General features: G+C 69.7%; 4 protein-coding genes. 1 reads left to right on the forward strand and 3 read right to left on the reverse strand.

The features are described from left to right. Together tsaB and FV222_RS23850 are read right to left on the reverse strand one after the other, a co-directional pair. On the reverse strand, nt 1-249 hold a 249-nt coding region (gene tsaB, locus FV222_RS23845; RefSeq protein WP_147815809.1), incomplete at its 3' end, for a tRNA (adenosine(37)-N6)-threonylcarbamoyltransferase complex dimerization subunit type 1 TsaB. A gap of 191 nt (nt 250-440) precedes the next feature. Beyond that, a complete protein-coding gene (locus tag FV222_RS23850) occupies nt 441-1,007 on the reverse strand; it encodes a NifU family protein (RefSeq protein WP_147754159.1) in 567 nt (188 codons plus the stop codon). Nucleotides 1,008-1,230: 223 nt separating this feature from the next. On the opposite strand from FV222_RS23850, the gene rplS reads away from it, so the two are divergent. Beyond that, complete coding sequence (gene rplS, locus FV222_RS23855) at nt 1,231-1,650, forward strand: 50S ribosomal protein L19 (protein ID WP_147754160.1); 420 nt, start codon at nt 1,231-1,233, stop codon at nt 1,648-1,650. Nucleotides 1,651-1,814: 164 nt separating this feature from the next. On the opposite strand, the gene FV222_RS23860 is transcribed toward rplS, so the two are convergent. After that, on the reverse strand, nt 1,815-2,202 hold a 388-nt coding region (locus FV222_RS23860; protein ID WP_187277448.1), incomplete at its 5' end, for an FTR1 family protein.

A 2,202-nucleotide genomic window follows, 5' to 3' on the forward strand; every position in this document is an offset into this window, starting at 1 on the left:
GGCCGCCGACAGGCCGACGCGCAGGCCGGTGTAGCTGCCGGGGCCGACGGTGACGGCGACGCGCGACAGGCCCTCGAACCCGCCCGCGAACCGGGCCATCACCCGCTCGACGAGGGGCAGCAGCGCCTCGGCGTGGCCGCGGGCCAGCGTCATCGATTCCTGCGCGAGCAGGTCGACGCCGTCGGTCGTCTCGGTGGCGACGCAGGCCGAGCAGAGCTCGAGTGCCGTGTCGATGGCCAGGATATGCACGCCCACTCCCGTTCGCCGGGGCTTCGCTCCCGCTCACCCTGTGAAGGAAGGGGCGAGCCTAAGGCAAAACGGCCGCGCCCGTCAGTGCGGGGCGGCCGTCGCGGAGCGGTTCGGGCGCAGGTGTTGCACGGGCGCTTCGGGTGACGGGTGCTTCGGGTGACGGGCGCTTCGGGTGGAAGCGCCCGGCCGCCTCAGACCGCCTGGACTTCGCGGATCTCCGGCAGGAAGTGCTTGAACAGGTTCTGCACGCCGTGCCGGAGCGTCGCGGTGGAGGAGGGGCAGCCGGAGCAGGCGCCCTTCATCTCCAGGTAGACGACGCCCTCCTTGTACCCGCGGAAGGTGATGTCGCCGCCGTCGCCAGCCACCGCCGGGCGCACGCGGGTCTCGAGCAGGTCCTTGATCGTCACCACGGTGTCGTGGTCGGCCGCGTCGTAGAACTCCTCCGCGTCGTCCTCGGCTTGCGTCGCGCCTTCCGCCATCACCGGAACGCCGGACTGGAAGTGCTCCATGATCGCGCCGAGCAGCGCCGGCTTGACCTGCGGCCACTCGTTCACGCCGTCGGCCTTGGTCACGGAGATGAAGTCGTGGCCGAAATACACGCCGGCGACGCCGGGCACGTCGAACAGGCGCTGCGCCAGCGGCGAGCGGGCGGCGCCCTCCGCATCCTTGGCCTCGAAGGTGCCCTCTTGCAGCACCACCCGGCCGGGCAGGAACTTCAGGGTGGCGGGGTTCGGGGTCGCTTCGGTCTGGATGAACATATCTGACACAATCCTCGTCCGCTGCGCCGGTTCAAGGCCGGCCGGGAACGGCGCATGCGCGCCGCCCTCCATGTGGACCGCGAACGTGATTTTCTCAACCAGGGCCGGCAATCGACAAGCGCGGGCACTTGGTGTATCGCGGCGCCAACTCAAAACAGGATGCCGAAATCCTGACGCCCGCAAGCCCATCCGGGGCGGCGCGGCGCGACGGCCGGAGCTATTCATGAACATCATCCAGCAGCTCGAGCAGGAAGAAGTCGCTCGACTCAACAAGACCATCCCCGATTTCCAGCCCGGCGACACGGTGATCGTGAACGTCAAGGTCAAGGAAGGCGAGCGCACCCGCGTCCAGGCCTACGAGGGCGTGGTGATCGCGCGCTCCGGCGGCGGGCTCAACGAGAGCTTCACCGTCCGCAAGATCTCCTACGGCGAGGGCGTCGAGCGCCTGTTCCCGGTCCACGGCCCCTTGATCGATTCGATCAAGGTCGTCCGCCGCGGCAAGGTGCGCCGGGCCAAGCTGTACTACCTGCGCGACCGCCGCGGTAAGTCCGCCCGCATCGCCGAGCGCACAGACAAGAACAAGGTCTCCAAGGCCGACAAGGCGAAGGCCGACAAGGCGAAGGCCGCCCCCGCCGCCGAGTGATCCGCCCGCTCCCGCACAGGGAGCCCGGCACGAGAAAGCCCGCCGCGATCCGATCGAGGCGGGCTTTTTGTTTGCTCTGCACCCGCCCGGTCATCCCGGGGCGCCGAAGGCGAGCCCGCGATGGCGAGGAGGGACCGTCCGGCCGGATAGACCGGGCGATCGAATCAGGCGGTGCGCAGCGCCCGGCGCTTGTTCTGGGCGGTCATCTGCATCAGTCCGACCATCACCAGGATCGTCCCGACGTAGACGATGCCCTGGAGCACGGTCGGGCGGTCGGTGTAGCCGACCAGCGCGTGCAGCACGCGGCCCGGCCAGCCGTTCTCCGGGATCAGGCCGGACGAGTTCCATAGGATCTGGTCGAGCCCGGTGACGATCCCGGCGTTCGACAGGAACTGCGCCGCCTGCGCCGCGAGGCCGGCGGCGAGGAAGATGATCAGCGCGCTCGTCACCGAGAACACGTAGCGGCTCGGAATCGAGGCGAGGCCGAAATAGCTGATGCCCGAGAGCACGACGCCCGCGCCGACGCCGGCCAGCGCCCCGGCCTGCAGGGCC

Origin of the sequence: Methylobacterium sp. WL103 (assembly GCF_008039885.1) — a bacterium.
In the GTDB taxonomy this organism is placed as follows: Bacteria; Pseudomonadota; Alphaproteobacteria; order Rhizobiales; family Beijerinckiaceae; genus Methylobacterium; species Methylobacterium cerastii.